At 70.9% G+C, this 15,359-nt stretch carries 15 protein-coding genes and 1 pseudogene; 12 read left to right on the forward strand and 4 right to left on the reverse strand.

The genetic code is table 11. The features are described from left to right. Positions 1-222 precede the first annotated feature (222 nt). Positions 223-1,710, reverse strand: coding sequence for an alpha/beta hydrolase (locus Aco03nite_RS49985; protein WP_203809853.1), 1,488 nt, complete (start codon positions 1,708-1,710; stop codon positions 223-225). Positions 1,711-1,847: 137 nt separating this feature from the next. Here Aco03nite_RS49985 and Aco03nite_RS49990 point away from each other — a divergent pair, with 137 nt between their 5' ends. The 4 genes from Aco03nite_RS49990 to mptB all read left to right on the forward strand — a co-directional run bounded on the left by Aco03nite_RS49990 (position 1,848) and on the right by mptB (position 7,088). Beyond that, positions 1,848-2,369, forward strand: a complete 522-nt coding sequence (locus Aco03nite_RS49990) for a PadR family transcriptional regulator (RefSeq protein WP_203809855.1) — start codon at positions 1,848-1,850, stop codon at positions 2,367-2,369. Between the two features lie 20 nt (positions 2,370-2,389). Beyond that, a complete protein-coding gene (locus Aco03nite_RS49995; RefSeq protein ID WP_203809857.1) occupies positions 2,390-3,073 on the forward strand; it encodes an ABC transporter ATP-binding protein in 684 nt (227 codons plus the stop codon). After that, positions 3,070-5,322 (forward strand): ABC transporter permease, encoded by a 2,253-nt coding sequence (locus Aco03nite_RS50000; RefSeq protein ID WP_203809859.1) that lies wholly within the window; start codon positions 3,070-3,072, stop codon positions 5,320-5,322. The genes Aco03nite_RS49995 and Aco03nite_RS50000 overlap by 4 nt, the downstream gene beginning before the upstream one ends. 119 nt (positions 5,323-5,441) lie before the next feature. Beyond that, a complete protein-coding gene (gene mptB, locus Aco03nite_RS50005) occupies positions 5,442-7,088 on the forward strand; it encodes a polyprenol phosphomannose-dependent alpha 1,6 mannosyltransferase MptB (RefSeq protein ID WP_203809861.1) in 1,647 nt (548 codons plus the stop codon). Here mptB and Aco03nite_RS50010 read toward each other — a convergent pair. Both Aco03nite_RS50010 and Aco03nite_RS50015 read right to left on the reverse strand, forming a co-directional pair. After that, positions 6,991-7,689: a helix-turn-helix transcriptional regulator gene (locus Aco03nite_RS50010; protein ID WP_203809863.1), complete on the reverse strand. Its 699-nt coding sequence runs from the start codon at positions 7,687-7,689 to the stop codon at positions 6,991-6,993. The genes mptB and Aco03nite_RS50010 overlap by 98 nt on opposite strands. Before the next feature lie 184 nt (positions 7,690-7,873). Further along, a complete protein-coding gene (locus Aco03nite_RS50015; protein ID WP_203809865.1) occupies positions 7,874-8,263 on the reverse strand; it encodes a nuclear transport factor 2 family protein in 390 nt (129 codons plus the stop codon). Positions 8,264-8,369: 106 nt separating this feature from the next. On the opposite strand from Aco03nite_RS50015, the gene Aco03nite_RS50020 reads away from it, so the two are divergent. The 8 genes from Aco03nite_RS50020 (at position 8,370) to Aco03nite_RS50055 (ending at position 13,405) form a co-directional block, all read left to right on the forward strand. Continuing rightward, a complete protein-coding gene (locus tag Aco03nite_RS50020; protein WP_239146096.1) occupies positions 8,370-9,272 on the forward strand; it encodes an acyl-CoA dehydrogenase family protein in 903 nt (300 codons plus the stop codon). Further along, a complete protein-coding gene (locus tag Aco03nite_RS50025) occupies positions 9,266-9,988 on the forward strand; it encodes a PIG-L deacetylase family protein (RefSeq protein WP_239146097.1) in 723 nt (240 codons plus the stop codon). The genes Aco03nite_RS50020 and Aco03nite_RS50025 overlap by 7 nt, the downstream gene beginning before the upstream one ends. Then, positions 9,985-10,608 (forward strand): class I SAM-dependent DNA methyltransferase, encoded by a 624-nt coding sequence (locus Aco03nite_RS50030; protein WP_239146098.1) that lies wholly within the window; start codon positions 9,985-9,987, stop codon positions 10,606-10,608. Before Aco03nite_RS50025 ends, Aco03nite_RS50030 begins: the two co-directional genes overlap by 4 nt. After that, complete coding sequence (locus tag Aco03nite_RS50035) at positions 10,605-11,309, forward strand: glycosyltransferase family 2 protein (RefSeq protein ID WP_203809869.1); 705 nt, start codon at positions 10,605-10,607, stop codon at positions 11,307-11,309. The genes Aco03nite_RS50030 and Aco03nite_RS50035 overlap by 4 nt, the downstream gene beginning before the upstream one ends. A 142-nt stretch (positions 11,310-11,451) precedes the next feature. Further along, positions 11,452-11,916 (forward strand): hypothetical protein, encoded by a 465-nt coding sequence (locus Aco03nite_RS50040; RefSeq protein ID WP_203809871.1) that lies wholly within the window; start codon positions 11,452-11,454, stop codon positions 11,914-11,916. Continuing rightward, positions 11,913-12,230, forward strand: coding sequence for a winged helix-turn-helix domain-containing protein (locus tag Aco03nite_RS50045; RefSeq protein ID WP_239146099.1), 318 nt, complete (start codon positions 11,913-11,915; stop codon positions 12,228-12,230). Before Aco03nite_RS50040 ends, Aco03nite_RS50045 begins: the two co-directional genes overlap by 4 nt. Positions 12,231-12,294: 64 nt before the next feature. Then, positions 12,295-12,663: a hypothetical protein gene (locus tag Aco03nite_RS50050; RefSeq protein ID WP_203809873.1), complete on the forward strand. Its 369-nt coding sequence runs from the start codon at positions 12,295-12,297 to the stop codon at positions 12,661-12,663. Positions 12,664-12,826: 163 nt separating this feature from the next. Continuing rightward, positions 12,827-13,405 (forward strand): hypothetical protein, encoded by a 579-nt coding sequence (locus tag Aco03nite_RS50055; RefSeq protein WP_203809875.1) that lies wholly within the window; start codon positions 12,827-12,829, stop codon positions 13,403-13,405. 76 nt (positions 13,406-13,481) lie between these two features. Here Aco03nite_RS50055 and Aco03nite_RS50060 read toward each other — a convergent pair. After that, a pseudogene (locus Aco03nite_RS50060) lies at positions 13,482-15,272 on the reverse strand (GH92 family glycosyl hydrolase); the annotation flags it as partial. Positions 15,273-15,359: the final 87 nt, after the last annotated feature.

A 15,359-nucleotide genomic window follows, 5' to 3' on the forward strand; every position in this document is an offset into this window, starting at 1 on the left:
CCGGTATCCCGGCGGCCTGGCCGGTGGGCAGCGGTCACTGACCGGTAACCGCCGGCCATCCTGTTCGTGGACCGCTTCATCACTCCCGCCCTCACCCGTCGGCCGCCCTCACCCGTCGGCCACCCGCGCCTGACGGCCACGGCACGGGACGGCCGTGGCCAGGACGGCGCCGGAGAAGGCGGGGTCGTGCCGCGTCCCCGGCGATCTGGCCGACAGCGCCCGTCAGATCGCCGGGCAGGTGGAGCCGGGGCGTGGTGTGCGCACGCTGATCAGGTAGCGCTCGGTCGCCTCGCGGGTGCAGGGGCTGCCGAGCGAATACACCCCGTGGCCGGCGCCCTCGTAGGTGAGCAGGGTCGCGCCGGTCTGCCGGGCCACGTTGCGCGCCCACTCGTGCGGGGTCGCGGCGTCGTAGCGGCTGTTCAGCAGAAGAACCGGCGGCACGCCCGTCCACTTCAGCGGGGCCTGCGGATTGCGCACCTCGGCGGTGTGACCGACACAGCCGAGGACGGACACCCACGCCTGCGTGTTCAGCTTCATGTCCGGCGCCACCCGCGCCAGCCTGGTGCGGAGTGCCTTCACCTCGGCGACGTCGCGCACCGGGAGCCGCCAGTCGGAGCAGAAGATGCCGCCGATGTCCTCGATCGGTTCCGCTTCCTCGGCCGCCTTTCCTGCCTGCGCCTTTCCTGCCTGCGCCTTTCCTGCCTGCGTCGGCTTTCCTGTCCGTGTCGGCTCTGCTGTCTGCGTCGGCTTCATGGCGGTCAGCTCGGTGAGCCGGTCGGCCAGCTCGGGCCAGTAAGGCCCGGCGAACATGCTCTGGATCTCGTCGAGCAGGGTGAGCGGGTCGGTCTCGCCCAGCTCGCCCGCCTCGGCTCGCGTGTGGAGGCCGGCAACGACCTTGCGCACGTCCTGACCGTGCAGGGCGCACTCGTCGTTGGTGGCACACCACTCGACGAACCGGTCGAAGGCCTGCTGCGCGCCGACGGTCTCGCTGCGCAGGAAGTCCCAGGTCGTGGCGCGGCTGTGGTCCATGTTGCTGTCGAGCACCAGGGCCCGCACCCGGCCGGGGAACATCTGCGCGTACTGCTGGCCCATCATGCTGCCGTACGAGATGCCGTAGAACGTCAGCTTCCGGTCGCCGACCGCGGCCCGGATGGCGTCGATGTCGCGCACGACGCTCAGGTTGTCGAGGAATCCGGCCAGCGGGCCGCTGACCTCGTGGCAGCTCTCGGATGCGGCCTTGTTGCCGGCCCGCAGCTGGTCGAACTGCGCGGAGGTGGTGGGGAGATAGTGTGCCGCGGTGAGCCCGCTGGGCAGGCATTTCATCTGGCTGCTGTCGGCGACGCCGCGCGGGTCGAAGCCGACCAGGTCGAACCGGCGCCGCACCTCGGCCGGCAGGTGGTCGGCGATTCCGCCTTTCACCTGGGCGACGCCGGAGCCGCCCGGCCCGCCCGGATTGATCACCAGAGTGCCGATGCGCGCCGTGGGATCGCCGGCCGGTCGCCGGGCCAGGGCGATGTCGAGTGTCGCGCCGCCGGGGCGGGACCAGTCGATCGGGACGGTCACGCTGCCGCACTGGACGTCGGCCTGATCAGCGCAGGCGGCCCAGGCGACCGTGGGCTCTGCGGGCCGGGCGCTTGCCGGAGCCGCGCCGAGCGTGATGACGGTGGCCAGTGCGGTGATGGCCACCCGGGCGAAGTCTGCTCGTCTCATCCGTTCCCTCGTCTCTCCAGTCGATCTCGATATGCGCACCATGTATACACTCAATTCATACACCGCCCGGCCGGGCCCCGCTCGGCGGAGGATTTGGCTAGACACCATGTTTATACACCGTGTGTATAGTGGCTCGCATGTCAGTCAGTTTCGCTCTGCTGGGCTTGTTGGAGAACGGCCCGCGCCACGGTTACGACCTCAAGCGCTCCTACGACGACGCGTTCGGCCGTGACCGTTCACTGCACTACGGGCAGGTCTACTCGACCATGGCCCGGCTGTTGAAGAACGGCCTCGTCGAAGTCGAACTCGAACCGGGTGACGGCCCGGACCGCAAGCGCTACGCGATCACCGACGCGGGCATCACCGACATCGAGGCCTGGATCGGCCGGCCGGAGAAGCCCGAGCCCTACCTGCAGAGCACCCTCTACACCAAGGTGGTGCTCGCCCTGATGACCGGCCGCGACGCCTCCGAGGTGCTCGACACCCAGCGCGCCGAACACCTGCGGCTCATGCGGGAGATGACCCACCGTAAAGCCCAGGGCGACCTGGCTGACGAGCTGATCTGCGACCACGTCCTGTTCCATCTGGAAGCCGACCTGCGCTGGCTGGAGCTCACCACCGACCGCCTGGACCGGTTGGCCGCCCAGATCCGCCGCTGACACCCTCCCGAAGGATTCCGATGACCGAGCAAACCCTCCTGACCGCCGAGAATCTGCACCTGACCTTCGGCGAGACCAAGGCCCTGGACGGGGCGTCCCTGCACGTCCGCGCCGGTGAGGTGGTGGCCCTGATGGGCCCGTCCGGCTCCGGCAAGTCGACACTGCTGCACTGCCTCGCCGGCATCATGGCTCCCGAGTCCGGGCGCGTCGTCTACGACGGCCGCGACCTCACGGCGATGAGCGACACCGAGCGCAGCACGCTGCGCCGCGGCGAGTTCGGTTTTGTCTTCCAGTTCGGTCAGCTGGTGCCCGAGCTCACCTGCCGGGAGAACGTCGCGCTGCCCCTGCGGCTCAGCGGTGTCGGCCGGCGCGAGGCACACCGCACCGCGACGTCGTGGCTGGAGCGCCTGGACGTGGCCGATGTCGCCGACAAACGACCCGGCCAGGCCTCGGGTGGTCAGGGACAGCGGGTCGCGGTGGCGCGCGCCCTGGTCACCCAGCCCCGGGTGGTGTTCGCCGACGAGCCGACCGGCGCCCTCGACTCCCTCAACGGGGAGCTGGTGATGAAGATGTTCATCGCCGCCGCCCGGGAGACCGGGGCGGCAGTCGTCCTGGTCACCCACGAACCGAGGGTCGCCGCCTACTCGAACCGCGAGGCCGTGGTCCGTGACGGCCGGGTCCGCGAGCAGGAGTTCGCCCGATGACCGCAGTGAAACGATGGGTCTTCGAGCTGGCCCTCGGGGCACGGATGAGCCTCGCCGGAGGCCGGGCGGGCTGGACCCGCCTCGCTCTGATCGCCGCCGGCGTGGGCATCGGTGTCGCCGTGCTCCTCTCGGTGGCCACCCTGCCCACCGCGCTGGCCGCGAGCAGCTCCCGCACCGAAGCCCGCACCGAGCAGATCAGCGCCGACGATCCGCCGAAGAGCGACGAGACGATCCTGGTCGGCCTCGCCAGCTCCCAGTTCGGTGACGTCGCCATCCACGGCCGCTCGTTGCAGCCCGAGGGTTCCCGCCCCCCGATGCCACCCGGAGTCACCACACTGCCGGGGCCGGGCGAGATGCTGGTCTCTCCCGCGCTCGCCGACCTGATGCGGGAGAACCCTCTGCTGGCGCAGCGCTGGGACGCCCGCGTCGTCGGCACCATCGGCGCACAGGGCCTGTCCGGTCCCGCCGACCTCGCCTTCTATCTGGGCTCCGACACCCTCACCGAGGAGTCCGCCTTCCGGGTCGACGCCTTCGGTGCCACCGGGGTGCCCGACGAGGGCCCCGATCCGATCTCGCTGCTGTTCCCCGCGGTCGGCATGGTCGTACTGCTGCTTCCGGTCATGGTGTTCATGGCCAGTGCGGTGCGGTTCGGCGGCGAAGCCCGCGACCGGCGCCTGGCCGCCCTGCGCCTGGTCGGCGCCGACGCCGCGATGACCCGTCGCATCGCCGCCGGTGAGACCCTGACCGGAGCCCTGCTCGGCCTGTTCGCCGGCGCCCTGCTCGCGGTCGGCATCGGGCTGCTCACCAGCCGGTACGCGACGGGCAAGCTGAGCTTCTACCTGTCCGACCTGCGGCCCGTGCCCGCCCTGGCCGTCCTGGTGATCGTCGCGGTCCCCGCGACAGCCGTGCTGGTGACGCTCTCGGCCATGCGCAAGATCGTCGTCGAGCCGCTCGGAGTGGTGCGCCTGTCCGGCACCGTCCGGCGCCGCCTGTGGTGGCGCCTGATCCTGCCCATCCTCGGCATCGGCCTGCTCGCGCCGCTGGCGAGTGGCATCGACGTCGAGTCAGGGGGAGCTGCCGAGATCCAGGTCGCCGGCGGGGTGGCCGCGCTGCTCATCGGTCTGGCCCTGCTGCTGCCCTGGCTCGTCGACGCGGTCGTGAACCGGCTCGGCGGCGGCGGCGTCTCCTGGGAACTCGCGGTCCGACGCCTGCAACTCGACAGCGGCACCGCCGTCCGAGCCGTCTCCGGCATCGCCGTCTCGGTGGCCGGGGTGATCGCCATCCACGGTCTGGTCTCCGGCATCGAGAACCAGGTCAAGGCAGCCGACAACGGGGGGTCGGGCTGGACCGGGTTCCAGATCGCGCCGCAGAACGACCTTCCCGAGCAGACCTGGACGGCTGCCCTGCGGGACACCCCCGGTGTCCAGGAGGTGCTGACCATCAGATCGCACGCCGCCGAAGGCGACGGCACCCTGCTGTCCATCAAGGTCGGCGACTGCACGGCACTCGCCCGGTACGCCGACATGACCGGCTGCACCGACGGCGAGGTGTACGGCGTCGACGCCCCGGCGGCCGCGGGCACCTACACCCTCCGCGACGGCCCCACCTGGACGGCGCCCGCCGTCACCCGGCAGGTCCGGGCCACCACGAACTCCCCGGGCTACGGCCAGCCGATGCTGCTGATCACCCCGGCCGCGCTGAACGGCACTCCGATCCCAGGCACCACCGACGAGTTCGCGGTCACCCTCGTGAGCGGTGGCGGTGCCGACGCCGTCGAGCAGGTTCGGAACACCACCGCGCGGCTCGACCCGCAGGCGTTCCTGCTCGAACCCGGCAACAGCGCTTTCGCCGCGGCCATGCGCGACATCCGCGAGGGCCTGCTGGCCGGTACGGTCGCGCTGCTGCTGCTCATCGGCGCCAGCATGCTCGTCAACGTGGCCGAGCAGCTGCGGGAACGCCGTAAGGTCCTCGCCGTCCTGGTGGCGTTCGGCATCCGGCGGCGCACCCTGGCCGGCTCGGTGCTCTGGCAGGCGGCCCTGCCCGTACTGCTGGGCATGGCCCTGGCCATCGGCTTCGGCAGCGGTCTGGCCGCGGTGCTGATGTCCGCGGTGAACGCCCCGGTCAGCATCGACTGGATCGGCATCGGCACGACATCCGGCGCCGCCGTGCTGGTCGTGCTCGGCACCACCGCCGCCGCCCTGCCGACCCTGGGCCGCCTCACCCGCCCGGGCAACCTCCGCGACGAGTGACTCGCGGGTCCTGAAGGCCTCCGCCGGTGCAGTGGAACTGCTGAGGCGCCACTGCACCGGCCCGGAGGCCTTTACCGCACCAGGCTACACACCGAGCGTATACACGAGAGGTATAACGCATGACGCTGCTCAGCCCGTCACCCACCCGGCCGGCCCCACAGCGCTCAGCGCACGCCATACCCCGACCGGGGAAGCCCCTGCTCGCGGGCGCCATCGCCACCAGCGTGCTCGCCGTGGTCACCGCAGGCCTGCCCATCCCGCCGGCGATGACCGTCACCGCGGGTCTGCTGGCGATGGCGGCGCTGGTCAGGCAATGGCTCGCCCTACGGCGCGACCTCACCACGACGACCCTGCCCCAGCTGTACACGATCATGGCGGCCTGGGGACTGCCGCTGCTCCTGGCCCGGCCGTTGTTCAGCGGCGATGTCTGGAGCTACCTGGCACAGGGCATGACCGCCGCGACCGGGCTCGACCCCTACCACGACGGACCGGCCCAGGCGCTCGGTGTGGACTCCGCCGTCACCCAGCACGTCAGCCCGTACTGGCGGGACACACCGGCGCCGTACGGACCGGCCTGGATCCCACTGTCGCGACTGGTGGCCGTGCTCAGCGGGGAGAACCTCACCGCGGGCGTCCTGCTGTACCGCCTGCTCGCGGTGGCCGGCATCGTCCTGATCGCCTGGGCCGTGCCACGTCTCGCCCGGCGGACCGCAGTGGCGCCCACCGTCGCCGTCTGGCTGGGCCTGCTCAACCCCCTGACCCTCTGGCACCTGATCGCCGGAGCACACAACGACGCCGTCATGCTCGGGCTCATGCTCGCCGGATTCGAACTGGCCCTGACCGGCCTGCAGCGAACCGGATCCGCCGGTGTCACGGCGCTGCTGGGCGGCAGTGCCCTGATGACCCTCGCCGCCAACGTCAAGATCGTGGCGGCGGCCGCCGGAGTGTGCCTGATCGCCGTGGCCGTTCGACGGCACAGGCAGGCGGCGGTGCTCGTCACGGTGGTCGCGGTGCTCGGCACGATCACCCTCTCGGCATACACCGGCTTCGGGTGGATCCCGGCACTGCGCACCGGCACGGCCGTCTACAGCTGGATGGCGCCCACCACCGCATCGGGCCTGCTCGCCGGTGGCATCGGCGCCCCGTGGTCACCGGAGGTCACGGTCGGCGTGCTGAACCTCGCCGGAGCCCTGGTGGCAGCCTGCGTCGTGGTGCGGCTGCTGGTCGCCGTCGTCCGGGGGCGGCGTGAACCCGTCAACGCGCTCGGCATGATGTTCGCGGCCGCTCTGGTGTTCGGCTCGGTCGTCCAGCCGTGGTACCTCCTGTGGGCGGTGCTTCCCCTCGCCGCCTCAGTGCACGACGAACGGCATCGCAGCTGGATCGCCGGGATCAGCGCGATCTTCGCCATGTCGCTGCCGCCCCTCGCCGCCGATCCGGCCGACCTGCTTGCCGGTTACCTGATCGCCGCGCTGCTGATCGCGATCACAGCCCTGCTGTACAAGCGAGCAACCACAGCCCTGCGGTACACGCGAGCGATCACAGCTCTGCGGTACAACCGAGCGACCGCAGCTCTGCTGTACACACGAGCGATCACAGCTCTGCTGTACACGCGAGCGATCACAGCTCTGCTGTACACACGATTCGGTCGGCGACCGGATGGGTCGCGGCTCAGCCGAGGCGTCGCGTCGGCCAGCGTGCGAGATCAGCTTCGAGGAGCGCCGGGTCGCGTGGTGGCGGGACCTCGTCGAGGACCTCGAGTCTGGTGATCCGCTCGATGCGGAAGCCACGGATCGCATCGCGGAGCCGGCACCAACCGGAGAGCAGCCAGGCGTCGCCTGCACGCAAGAGGCCCATCGTCTCGACGTCGCGGACGGTGCTGGTGGCGAGGTCCTCGCCCAGGTAGGTGAGCCGCACCACGCGCCGGGCGGCGATCACGTCGGAGAGCATCCCGAGCGGTACGGCCCCGTCCTCCGGCGCGACGGCGTCGATCACCTGCATCCGCCCGAGGATCTCCTGCACCGGCGCCCAGTGCTCCTCGTCCATGACGGCGGCGATCTTGGCATGTGCCCGGCGGGCGGCACCCTGATACGGCGAGGATTCCAGCAGCGCGAGCCCGGCGAGCACTGCCAGCGACTCGGCGGCGGACAGGTTGAGAGGTGGCAATGAGTACTCCCGCAGGATCGAGTAACCGCCCGTCACCCCGTGGTCCGCATAGATCGGAACTCCGGCCAGCTGGAGTGATCCGATGTCGCGTTCGATGGTGCGTGTGGACACCCCGAACTCGCCGGCGAGCCGGGTAGCGGACCACGGTCGGCGCGCTCCGCGGAGCAGATCGACAAGGGCGTACTGCCGCTCGGCTCGCTTCATGTTCTGAGTCTTCCAGAGGCGGAGCCGGCCCCGAGCCAGGCAGAGGCAGAGCCGGCCCGGGGCCCGGCAGAGGCAGAGCCGGCCACCAGCCTGGCAGAGGCGGAACCGACCCCCAGCCTGGAAGAGGCAGTGGCAGTGGCGGAGCTGGCCCTGAGCCCGGCAGAGGCGGAGGCGGAGTTGGGCCTCAGCTGCGCATGCTGCGCTGTCCGCCGACTGACCAGACCCGTCGGACCCGGCCGTCCTCGGCGAAGTCGAACACGTCGACGCCGCCCACGTGCAGGTCACCCGCCTGCATGTCCCACAGCAGGCGGCCGTGGTCACCGTCGATCGCATCGGCGATGTTCGTGAAGACGACGCCCGGGTGCTGTCCGTGCCACCAGTCGAGGTACCGCGCGAAGTCCTCGGCGGTGCGGATGTCGTCCGCGGGCGTCGACCCGTCGGATTCGGTCATGGCGAAATGGATGCGGAAGTCGTCGGCGCAGATCTGCCGTGCGATGGCGCCGTCGGTGTTCCACATCGTCAGCCACCGATCGAGCGAGTACCGGGCGGTGGTGATGGTCGTGTTCTCGGTCATGCGCCCCACTCTGGGACGCCGGCGCGACAACTGTGTGTCGGTGTTTGCCGCGACCGGGCAGGGGAATTGGCCGGGAGATCCGAGCGAGGGAGAGAACCGAAACGTGATGAGAACTCCGGATCTCCCGCTGCCCGGGCACGGCGCGACCCTGCAACGATTCGACGGCCTCGCGGCTCTCGGCCGGGCCGATCTGGTGACGGCCCGGCTCGGTGAAGGGCACGCCGACGCGGTGGCGATCCGCGCCGAACTCGGCGATGCCGAGCCGGACCCGGCGGGCCGGCGCTGGGGTGTCTGGGCCGCGGCTCCTTCTTCGGTACGCGCGGAGCACACCCCCGCCGGCTGGCGGCTGACCGGCGACCGCCCGTGGTGCTCCGGCGCTGCCTGGTGCACCCACGCCCTGGTCACCGCGGTGGCCGACGACGGGCCACGCCTGTTCGCGGTCCGTAACGAGGCTCCGCACGCCGTGCCCGTCGACGGCACCTGGCCCGCGATCGGCATGGCCGGCAGTGACAGCCGCACCGTCCGGTTCACCGACTGTCCGGCCCGGCCGGTCGGCGATCCGGACGCGTACACCAGCAGGCCCGGTTTTTGGCACGGCGGTATCGGCGTGGCCGCCTGCTGGTACGGCGGAGCCCTCGGCATCGCCGACACCCTGTCCGCCGCGGCCCGCCGCAAGGACCTCGACCCGCACGGCCTGGCCCATCTCGGCGCTGTCGACGTGGCTCTGGGATCGGCCCGCGCCATGCTGGCCGATGCGGCGGCGACGATCGACGCCCACCCGTCCGCGGACGCCCACCGGCTGGCCCTGCGGGTCCGCGCCGCCGTCGAGGCGTCGGCGACCGAGGTGATCAGCCGGGCCGGGCGCATGCTCGGCGCCGGGCCGCTGTGCCGCGACACCGAACACGCCCAGCGGGTCGCCGATCTCACCGTCTACCTGCGGCAGAGCCATGCCGAGGCGGACCTGGAGCAACTCGGCCGCCTGATCGCCGAGGGGGAGCAGCCGTGGTGAGGCCGATCGTCGGGACGGGCACGCCCGAGACGCGCTGGCAGCAGTGGCCGGCGATGCGGGACTGGCCGGATCTGCCGCTGGATCCCGTCGAGCCACCGCTGGTGGTGGCCCCGCACCCGGACGACGAGATCCTCGGGGTGGCCGGCCTGATGGCGATGCTCGGCCGCGCCGACCTGGTGGCGGTCACCGACGGGGAGGCCTCGCACCCGCATTCGACCGTCCATACTCCCGCTGAGCTGGCCGCCATCCGCCGGGTCGAGACCACCGACGCCCTGGACCGGCTCGGCCTGTCCGGCGCGCCGGTCCACCGCCTCGGCCACCCGGACGGCGGCATCGACGAGAAGGCGTTGACCAGGGCACTCGCCGATCTGCTGACACCGGGCCGCTGGTGCCTGGCCACCTGGCGTGAGGACGGGCATCCCGATCACGAGGCCGTCGGACGGGCCGCCGCCGCGGCATGCGCCAGCACCGGAGCGCGGTTGCTGGAGTACCCGATCTGGACCTGGCACTGGGCCGAACCGGACGAGGCCGCCGTACCGTGGCATCGGGCCCGGCGGATCGCGCTGACCCCGGCCGCGATGGCCGCGAAGGTGGCGGCGATAGCGGCTTTTCCCAGCCAGATCGCACCGCTCGGGCCCGCCGAGGCCGACGCCGCGATCCTGCCGCCGCACGTTCTGGCCCGCTTCACCCGGCCGTTCGAGGTGGTGTTCTCGTGACGACACCAAAAACGACCACACCGATCAACTACTTCGAGCGGATGTACGCCGCCAACGCCGACCCGTGGGACTTCGAGAACCGCTGGTACGACGCCCGTAAGCACGCGCTGACCGCCGCCGCGCCGAGTCGCCCCCGGTACCGGTCGGCGTTCGAACCGGGCTGCTCCACCGGACGGCTCACCGCGCTGCTGGCCGACCGCTGCGACGAGCTGCTGGCGGTCGACGCGGTCGACGACGCCGTGCGGATCGCGGCCGGCCGGGTCGCCGCCCGGCCGCACGTGACGGTCCGCCGGGCCGCTCTGCCGCACGAATGGCCCGAGCAGACGTTCGACCTGATCGTGCTCTCCGAGATCGGCTACTACTTCAGCGACGACGATCTGACCGGCGTCGTCGAGCGGACGGTCGCCTCCCTGGAACCGGGCGGTGACCTGGTCGCCGTGCACTGGCGCCATCCGGTGGCCGAGCACGCCCGCTCCGGCGACGAAGTGCACGCGGTGCTGGCCGCGACGGACGGGCTCACCCGCCGGACTCTCCTGGCGGAGACCGACTTCCTGCTCGAGGTCTACGGCCGTACCCCACCTGATGTTCTTTCCGTGGCACAGCGAGAAGGACTGGTGTGAACCGGATCGCTGTGGTGGTCCCCGCACACGACGAGGCCGCTCTGATCACCGCCTGCCTGCACAGCGTCCTGACGGCGGCGACGGCGGTCGCTCCGGTGCCGGTGGAGGTGATCGTGGTGGCGGATGCCTGCGCCGACGACACCGCCGCGCTCGCCCGCGCGGCCGGTGCCGTCGTGGTCACCACGACGGCCCGCAACGTGGGCGCGGCCCGGGCGGCCGGAATGCGGCACGCGCTGCGCCGGGGCCCGGCCGGGTTGTGGCTGGCCACCACCGACGCGGACAGCCGGGTGCCACCCGAGTGGCTCGGTTGGCAGCTGCGGCACGCCGAAGCCGGCGCCGGCCTGCTGGCCGGCACGGTGGTGGTGCACGACTGGTCCGGTTGGCCGGCCGAGGTGCGGGCGGTCTACGAGACCGGCTACCACGACGCCGTGCGGGGAACGGCACACAGCCACGCCCACGGCGCGAACCTGGGCGTGTCAGCGGCGGCCTACCAGGCGGCGGGAGGTTTCGGACCACTGCTGCACAGCGAGGACCGCGACCTCATCGAACGGATGCGGCGCATCGGTGCCCGGGTGGTCACCGACATCGGTTGCCCGGTCAGCACCAGCAGCCGGATGTTCAGCCGCGCCCCGCAGGGCTTCGCCGCTCACCTGACCGACCTCCACCGCCGCGGCGCGCGGCCCTCACCAGCGATGGGCTGAGCTTCGGGAGATGCCCGGAGAGGGGTCTCGTTGCTTCCGCGCCATAACTACCGCCGGAGAAACTACTTGCCGGAGCGGAAAAGAAGGGGTAGCTTTCTCTTCAGGCAAGTACTTTCACTTACGGGGACGAGGAGGACGGATCATGTCTGCGACACCTACGCCCGAAGAAGCCCGCCAGGCGCTGGACGGCTATGACCAGCAACGTAAGGACAGCGCGACCGCGAGCGGTTACTCCACCGGCTACTGGATCGGCGCCGGCGTCGTCGTCGCCGCCTTCGGTGTCTTCACCGACTTCAATCCCACCTGGGCCGGCGCCGGCAGCACCTGGTTCAGCATGGTCCTGCTGATGGTGGTGGTGCTGGCCGGCACCCGCTGGGGCAGCGCTCTGCTCGGCCGCCGGGTGCAGGTGCGGCGTCCGCCGACCGGGCGGCGCTGGCTGCTCGCGCTCCTCGGGGCGGCCCTGGCGCTGGTCGCCATGCTGGCCCTGGCCGCTCTGGACCTGCCGCACAGCTCCGCCGTCGTCGGCGTCGTCTTCGGTCTGCTGCTGGCGATCGGTGGCCCGTGGTGGCAGCGCCGCACTCTGGCCCGCGAGGCAGCCCGGCTGTGACCAGCGAGGATCCGGCCGTGATCGGCGGCCCGCAGTTGGAGCCGCTGCTGCTCGACCCCACCCGGCTGTCCATCATGGCCACCCTGGCCGCAGCCGAGTGGGCCGAGTTCGGCTTCGTCCGCGACACGGCCGGCCTCAGCGACTCCACCCTGTCGAAACGGGTCGCCCAGCTCGGCGACGCCGGTTTTGTCGAGGTCCGCAAGGGTTACGTCGGCAAGCGCCCGCGCACCTGGCTCAATCTCTCCGAGGCCGGGCGCGCGGCCCTGCGCTCGCACATCGCGATGCTGCGAAAGATCGCGGAACAGACCGCTTGACGCGTTGATCTACGGTTCCCGGTCGACGGCTTCACATCAACAGGGGATCAGGGTGAATTCATCGATGCCGGGGCCGGTCAGCGGCCCGGTGACACGCCGGGCGGCGGGCGTCGCAGCGGTCGCCGCCGTGGTTCTGCTCCTGGCCGGGTGCGCGGGGGAGACCTCGGCCGAGTTGACCGGCTATCGCACCGGCCCCGGCGACCGGGAGATCACCGTCAGCTACATCCGTGGCGAGGGTGATCCGTCCGGGCATCTCACGATCCTGGAGGAGAGCCCCGGCCAGGTCCGTGTGCGGGTGACCTATCCGGCGTCCGACGACACGGTCCGAACCCTGATCGGCATCGGCGACGAGGCGACAGCACGACTCGCCGAGCCCTTGGCCGACCGCGAGATCCTCGACGACCGCGGCGACAGCGTCCGCCGGCTGCCCTGACGCCGGGGCGTTGTCGGTCGGAAGGATCGAGCGCAGGACGGCCCAGGAATGGCTGATATATGCCGTTTTCCGGACAAAGCGTATTTCTTGTCTTAATTTGGACCTGGACACCCCAGAGTGCCATTGGAGGCGAGACGCAATGTCGACAACCAACATGCGAGGCTTGACGTTCGGTGCCGCGGTAGCGTTCCTGATCGCCACGGTCCTGGCCGTACCGGCCGGACCGGCATCCGCCGGCGGGCTGCGGCCGGGCGTCGAATCCGCGGCCGCCGGGGAATTCGACCAGGCGACCATGGATCGCGTCGGGGCCGAACTCGCGGCCACTGCCGCGCACCGGAGCCGGGTCCTCGGCCGGGTGTCCGTCTGTTACAACGCGCACCTGGCGGACATCGGCTGGCAGGGTCAGCGGTGCGACGGCCGGATCGCGGGCACCACCGGCGAGAACCGCCGGATGGAGGCCATCATGATCTCGCTCGGCGACGGAACCGTCTGCTACAACGCGCACCTGGCGGACATCGGCTGGCAGGGTCAGCGATGCGACAACGCGGTCGCCGGCACCACCGGTCAGAGCCGCCGGATGGAAGCGATCAAGGTCGTCTCCGCGGCGGCGGACATCTGCTACGACGCGCACGTGCAGAACATCGGCTGGCAGGGCCGCAGGTGCGGCGGAGCGACGGCCGGCACGACCGGCCAGAGCCGCCAGATGGAAGCCATCCGCATCACCGCGAGCCCCATCCGCTGACCCGCGCCGGCCGCAACGCGGCGGTCAGCGGGCTGTTACCGGCCCGGTGGCAGCCACCGGGCCGGTCGGCGGCCGTCTAGGACGCCAGCAGCTCCAACTCGGCCACGGTGGCCGGGCCGGTGAACTCCAGGCGGTAATGGGTGTACGCGCCGGGTGAGGCCACCGTGAACGGGCGGGTCTGGCGCCGCCACGGGAAGGCCTGCTCGGCTCGGGTGTCGAGTGTGGTCCAGGTGGCGCCGTCGGTCGAGCCGAGCAGTTTCCAGCCGGCCGGGTCGGCGCCGGCCGCCGCTGCGGAGGTGATGGTGTACTGGCCGACCTCAGCAGCCGCGGGCAGTGTCCACTCCTGGGTCGTGACGGTCGCCGGGGTCGCCGAGGAGTCGTCGGCCAGGGCGGCCGTGGTCACCGTGCCGGTCACGTCCTTCTGCGGGTTGGCTACCTCGGAGCCGCGGGTCAGCGACGGCGGCACCGCCTTCGGTCCGGTGGCCCACTTCGACGGCTTCGCGCCCATGGTGAAGTCGAGGGTGGCGCCGCCGGCGAGGACCGAGTGCGGCAGTGTCGTGGAGTTCCACGCCCTGCCGTTGACCTTCAGGGACTGGACGTAGACGTTCTTCGGCGAGTTGCCGGATGCCCGGATGACGACTTTCCGGCCGCTGTCGAGGTTGATGGTGGCCTTGGTGAACAGCGGCGAGCCGATCACGTAGTTGGCGCTGCCCATCTGCAGCGGGTAGAAACCGAGCGCGGCGAACACGTACCAGGCGGACATCTCGCCGTTGTCCTCGTCGCCCGGGTAACCCTGGCCGATCTCGCTGCCCAGGTAGAGCCGGTCGACGATCTCCCTGGTCAGGGCCTGGGTCTTGGACGGCTGCCCGGTGAAGGTGTACATCCACGGGATGTGGTGCGACGGCTGGTTGCTGTGACCGTACTGGCCCATCCGTACGTCCCGGGCCTCGGTCATCTCGTGGATGACGCCGCCGTAGGAGCCGAACTTGAGCCCGGTCTCCGGCGTACTGAAGAAGGTGTCGAGCTTGTCGGCCAGTTCGTCGCGCCCGCCGTACAGGTTGGCGAGGCCCTGACCGTCCTGCGGCACGTGGAACGCCATGTTCCAGCCGTTGGTCTCGGTGTAGTCGTAGCCCCACACCTCCGGGTCGTACTGGCCGGGTGTCCACCGCCACTGCCCGGCGGAGTCCCTACCCTGGAAGAAGTCGACCGACGAGTCGAATTGGTTGACGTAGTTCAACGCCCGCTGCCGATAGTAGGTGGCCTCCTCGGTACGTCCGAGAGCCTGGGCCATGTTCGCGATGCCATAGTCGTTGATGTACCCGTCCATCGCCCAGGACATCGCCTCGCCGGTCGCGTCCGACGGGGTGTACCCCTTGAAGATCGAGGTGGTCAGGCCCTTGCGGCCGACGCTGTCGTTCGGCGGCGCGACCGAGGCGTTCTTGACGGCGGCCGCATAGGCGTCCTCCAGATCAAAACCCTTCACGCCTTTCAGGTACGCGTCAGCAAACGCGACGTCGGAACTCGTCCCGACCATCAGGTTCGCGTAGCCCGGCGACGACCAGCGGGAGATCCAGCCGCCGTCGCGGTACTGCTGCACGAACCCGTCGACCATCTCCCCGGCCAGCTTCGGCGTGAGCAGCGAGTAGGCGGGCCAGGTGGTGCGGTAGGTGTCCCAGAAGCCGTTGTTGACGTACACCTTCCCGGCCTTGACCTCGGCCCCGGTCTGGGTCGGTGTGCTCGGCGGCGAGTTCGTCGACGACTGGACGGCGTGCCGCCACACCGGGGCCGCGTTGGTGCCGGTGTTCTCGTGGGCCGAGTTCGGGTAGAGGAACAGTCGGTACAGGGTTTGGCACAGTTGGGTCTTTTGCTAAGCGGTCGTGGGTTTTAGTGTGTTTTCGTGGCTCTTGTTCGTCTGGCTCCGGCTGCCGGGTATGTCGGGGTGGATCCGGTCACG

Origin of the sequence: Actinoplanes couchii, assembly GCF_016862075.1 — a bacterium.
GTDB lineage: Bacteria > Actinomycetota > Actinomycetes > Mycobacteriales > Micromonosporaceae > Actinoplanes > Actinoplanes couchii.

Coding starts and splice junctions, on each gene's coding strand:
- Aco03nite_RS49985 (WP_203809853.1), bottom strand. CDS start 1,710: ATGAGACGAGCAGACTTCGCCCGGGTGGCCATCACCGCACTGGCCACC.
- Aco03nite_RS49990 (WP_203809855.1), top strand. CDS start 1,848: ATGTCAGTCAGTTTCGCTCTGCTGGGCTTGTTGGAGAACGGCCCGCGC.
- Aco03nite_RS49995 (WP_203809857.1), top strand. CDS start 2,390: ATGACCGAGCAAACCCTCCTGACCGCCGAGAATCTGCACCTGACCTTC.
- Aco03nite_RS50000 (WP_203809859.1), top strand. CDS start 3,070: ATGACCGCAGTGAAACGATGGGTCTTCGAGCTGGCCCTCGGGGCACGG.
- mptB (WP_203809861.1), top strand. CDS start 5,442: ATGACGCTGCTCAGCCCGTCACCCACCCGGCCGGCCCCACAGCGCTCA.
- Aco03nite_RS50010 (WP_203809863.1), bottom strand. CDS start 7,689: ATGAAGCGAGCCGAGCGGCAGTACGCCCTTGTCGATCTGCTCCGCGGA.
- Aco03nite_RS50015 (WP_203809865.1), bottom strand. CDS start 8,263: ATGACCGAGAACACGACCATCACCACCGCCCGGTACTCGCTCGATCGG.
- Aco03nite_RS50020 (WP_239146096.1), top strand. CDS start 8,370: ATGAGAACTCCGGATCTCCCGCTGCCCGGGCACGGCGCGACCCTGCAA.
- Aco03nite_RS50040 (WP_203809871.1), top strand. CDS start 11,452: ATGTCTGCGACACCTACGCCCGAAGAAGCCCGCCAGGCGCTGGACGGC.
- Aco03nite_RS50050 (WP_203809873.1), top strand. CDS start 12,295: ATGCCGGGGCCGGTCAGCGGCCCGGTGACACGCCGGGCGGCGGGCGTC.